This window comes from Mesorhizobium sp., from assembly GCF_024509055.1.
Lineage (GTDB): Bacteria > Pseudomonadota > Alphaproteobacteria > Rhizobiales > Rhizobiaceae > Mesorhizobium.
The window spans coordinates 1-3086 of sequence record NZ_JANINM010000211.1; the positions used below are offsets into that span (position 1 = coordinate 1).

The window sequence follows — 3086 nt, forward strand, 5'->3', positions numbered from 1 at the left end:
GACAAAAGCAAATCGGTGGCGTCGGGCTTGCGCTCGATCACGGACTTGCGCATCAAGGTTAGACGGGAAAAGGCGTATGGTTTACGGGAGCGATAGTGAAGGAATTCCGGATGCGCGACCACGGCGGAAACCTCGACGTCGCCATCCGGCGTTTCGGCGGCGAGGCACAGGCGGGGGCGGCGGGCTGGACGCTGGTTGGCGGTACGCCGTTGTTTCGTCTCTACGAGACCGGCGACGCGCCGGCCGCGCAGGAAAGACTTGCCGGCGCACGGATCTGGTCGCGCGTCTTTCCGAGCAAGTCGGGATGGGTGCGCCTCGGCCTGCCCGGTAATGAAACGGAATGGTTGCGCCTCGTCGCCGCGCTGTCTCGCTAAAGGTCGGTGGTCGAAATGCGAGTTGGCGTGCGCGCTGGGCGGTTCTGTCAGAATTCGACGCCGGGTTGCGCTTTGATGCCGGAGCGGAACGGATGCTTCACCAGCGTCATTTCCGTCACCAGATCAGCGATATCGATCAGCTCCTGCTTCGCATTGCGCCCGGTGAGCACGACATGCGTCATTGGCGGCTTTTCGTTTTTCAGGAAGGCGACGACATCATTGATGTCGAGATAGTCGTAGCGCAGCGCGATGTTGATCTCGTCGAGCACCACCATGCGCAGGCGCGGATCGGCGATCAATTGCTTGGCCCTGTCCCAGCCGGCACGGGCGGCGGCGATGTCGCGGGCGCGATCCTGCGTCTCCCAGGTGAAGCCTTCGCCCATCGCGTGGAACTGGCAGAGATCGCCGAAATTGTCCGTAAGCAGCCGCCGCTCGCCGGTATCCCACGCGCCCTTGATGAATTGCACCACGGCGCAGGGGAAGCCATGCGCGACGCATCGAACGATCATGCCGAAGGCCGAGGATGATTTTCCCTTGCCCGCGCCGGTATGGACAATGACGAGGCCCTTCTCGCCGCTCTTGGTCGCCATCATCCGGTCGCGGGCGACCTTGATCTTCGCCATCTTCTCGGCGTGGCCGGTCTCCTGCGATGCGCCGGTCGCGCTGATTTCCTCATGCGCGGCGGCATCTTGTTCCGAAGTCATCTCATGCATTCCTTGAGCTTGACAAGTCGCTGGGCAGGGCAAATGGTGCGCCGGTGCTGGTTCCTGTCCTACGACAGGTGAAAAGGGAATGCGACAGGGTTTTCGGGACTCGAAGGATATCGAGACGCGAGCCTTGATCGCTGCCGCCCCCGCGACCGTGACCGGAGAGATCTTCAACGCCACTGCCTGACAGGTGGGAAGGCGAGGATCGAAGGCAAAAGCCTGCTCCGCAAGCCGGGAGACCTGCCAGCACTGCATCTGAAACCGGCGGACGGGGTGTTCCGCGACGGGGAGCGCACCGTGTATGTGCCGGTTCACGCGCCTCATCGCCTTCCGCCAAGAACTTCGAGCGAGAGTTTGAGAAGGGCGATGGGCGTCACGCTTCATGTCTGCATTACCTGCCGCGCCGGCCAGCCCGTGCAAGAGGGTGAGGCGACGCCCGGCGCGCGTCTGCACGCGGAGATCGTCGCCGGCGGTGTGCCGGAGGACGTTGATGTCGTGCCGGTGGAATGTCTCTCGGCTTGCAGCCAGGGCTGTTCGGTCGCGCTGAGCGCGCCGGGGCGATGGTCCTATGTTTACGGCCGCTTGTCCGAAGCGAACGCCGCCGACGTCGTGGCGGGCGCAGCCGCCTATGCCGCGGCACCCGATGGCATTGTGCCATGGCGCAGCCGGCCCGAAATTTTTCGCAAGCAATCGCTTGCCCGCATTCCCCCAATCGCAATCGCGCAAGAGGCTGCAGAATGAATTCACTCGCCAAGGTTCCCGTGACGGTCGTGACCGGGTTTCTCGGATCGGGAAAAACGACGCTGATCCGGCACCTCATCACCAATGCCAACGGCAAGAAGCTCGCGGTGCTCGTCAACGAGTTCGGCAGCGAAGGCGTGGACGGCGAGATCCTGAAAACATGCGCCGACGCCAATTGCCCTGAGGAGAACATCGTCGAACTCGCCAATGGCTGCATCTGTTGCACGGTGGCGGATGATTTCATTCCCGCGATGGAGCAATTGCTTTCGCGGCCAGTGCGGCCCGACCACATCCTGATCGAGACATCGGGTTTGGCGTTGCCGAAACCGCTGCTCAAGGCGTTCGACTGGCCGGAGATTCGCTCGCGGATCACGGTCGACGGCGTGATCGCGCTGGCCGACGCGGAAGCGGTCGCCGCCGGACGCTTCGCGCCCGATCCCGTTGCGGTCGACGCACAGCGCGCGGCCGACGACAATATCGATCACGAGACGCCGTTGTCGGAAGTGTTCGAAGATCAGATCGCCTGCGCCGACATCGTGCTTCTCACCAAGGCCGATCTCGCCGGCGCGGAAGGGGTGGATGCGGCGAAGGCCGTCATCGCCGCCGAGATGCCGCGCCGCGTGCCGGTGCTGCCAATCGTCGACGGCGCAGTCGATGCGCGCGTGATTCTCGGACTTGAAGCCGCCGCTGAGAACGATCTCGCAGCGCGCCCTTCGCATCACGACGGCGAGGAGGAGCACGAGCATGACGACTTCGCTTCGGTGGTCGTCGATCTTCCGGAGGTCGCCGATGTCGATGCGCTGGTGACGGCGATCCAGCGACTCGCCCGCGAACAGAACGTGTTGCGCGTGAAGGGTTATATCGCAGTTGCCGGCAAGCCGATGCGGCTGCTGGTGCAGTCGGTCGGCGAGCGCGTGCGGCATCAGTTCGACAAGCCCTGGAACGCGTCGCCGCGGCAATCGAAACTGGTCGTGATCGGCGAGCAGGGCGACATCGACGAAGCTGCCATCAGGTCGGGACTTGCTCTCTGATGCATGTCGTCTTTCGCGAGAGCCGCGGTCTTGAGGAGACTGCGACGCCACGGGATTTGGCCCAGGATCCGGCCGATCTCGTCGCGCTCTCGTTTTCAGACAGCGATCTCGCCGCCTTTGCCTCCGGCTGGCGGCGCGGTCGCGCGATGCTGCCGTCGCTGCGGCTCGCCAATCTTGCAGACCTGCGGCACCCGCTGTCGGTCGATACCTATATCGAACGCACGCTGTCGCAT

5 protein-coding genes and 1 riboswitch are annotated in these 3086 nt (G+C 63.9%); of the genes, 4 read left to right on the forward strand and 1 reads right to left on the reverse strand.

Annotation, left to right across the window (positions count from 1 at the left end; genetic code table 11):
- Positions 1-110: 110 nt before the first annotated feature.
- Positions 111-374, forward strand: coding sequence for a hypothetical protein (locus tag Q0L57_RS09830; protein WP_296741704.1), 264 nt, complete (start codon positions 111-113; stop codon positions 372-374).
- Between the two features lie 47 nt (positions 375-421).
- Here Q0L57_RS09830 and cobO read toward each other — a convergent pair whose 3' ends face one another.
- Positions 422-1078: a cob(I)yrinic acid a,c-diamide adenosyltransferase gene (gene cobO, locus Q0L57_RS09835; protein ID WP_296741706.1), complete on the reverse strand. Its 657-nt coding sequence runs from the start codon at positions 1076-1078 to the stop codon at positions 422-424.
- A gap of 40 nt (positions 1079-1118) precedes the next feature.
- A riboswitch (cobalamin riboswitch) is annotated at positions 1119-1344 on the forward strand.
- A 103-nt stretch (positions 1345-1447) separates the two neighbouring features.
- Between cobO and Q0L57_RS09840 the strand changes: the two genes are divergently transcribed.
- The 3 genes from Q0L57_RS09840 to Q0L57_RS09850 all read left to right on the forward strand — a co-directional run.
- The gene (locus Q0L57_RS09840; protein WP_296741709.1) at positions 1448-1822 is read left to right on the forward strand and encodes a DUF1636 domain-containing protein; all 375 of its coding nucleotides are present in this window, start codon (positions 1448-1450) and stop codon (positions 1820-1822) included.
- Entirely contained in the window at positions 1819-2853 is a 1035-nt protein-coding gene (cobW, locus tag Q0L57_RS09845) for a cobalamin biosynthesis protein CobW (RefSeq protein ID WP_296741711.1), read from the forward strand. The genes Q0L57_RS09840 and cobW overlap by 4 nt, the downstream gene beginning before the upstream one ends.
- Positions 2853-3086: hypothetical protein (locus Q0L57_RS09850; protein WP_296741713.1), on the forward strand; the 234-nt coding region annotated here is incomplete at its 3' end. The genes cobW and Q0L57_RS09850, both read left to right, overlap by 1 nt.

Excerpts from the sequence above, each read along its gene's own strand:
- Q0L57_RS09830 (WP_296741704.1), top strand. The coding sequence starts at position 111 with ATGCGCGACCACGGCGGAAACCTCGACGTCGCCATCCGGCGTTTCGGC.
- cobO (WP_296741706.1), bottom strand. The coding sequence starts at position 1,078 with ATGACTTCGGAACAAGATGCCGCCGCGCATGAGGAAATCAGCGCGACC.
- Q0L57_RS09840 (WP_296741709.1), top strand. The coding sequence starts at position 1,448 with ATGGGCGTCACGCTTCATGTCTGCATTACCTGCCGCGCCGGCCAGCCC.
- cobW (WP_296741711.1), top strand. The coding sequence starts at position 1,819 with ATGAATTCACTCGCCAAGGTTCCCGTGACGGTCGTGACCGGGTTTCTC.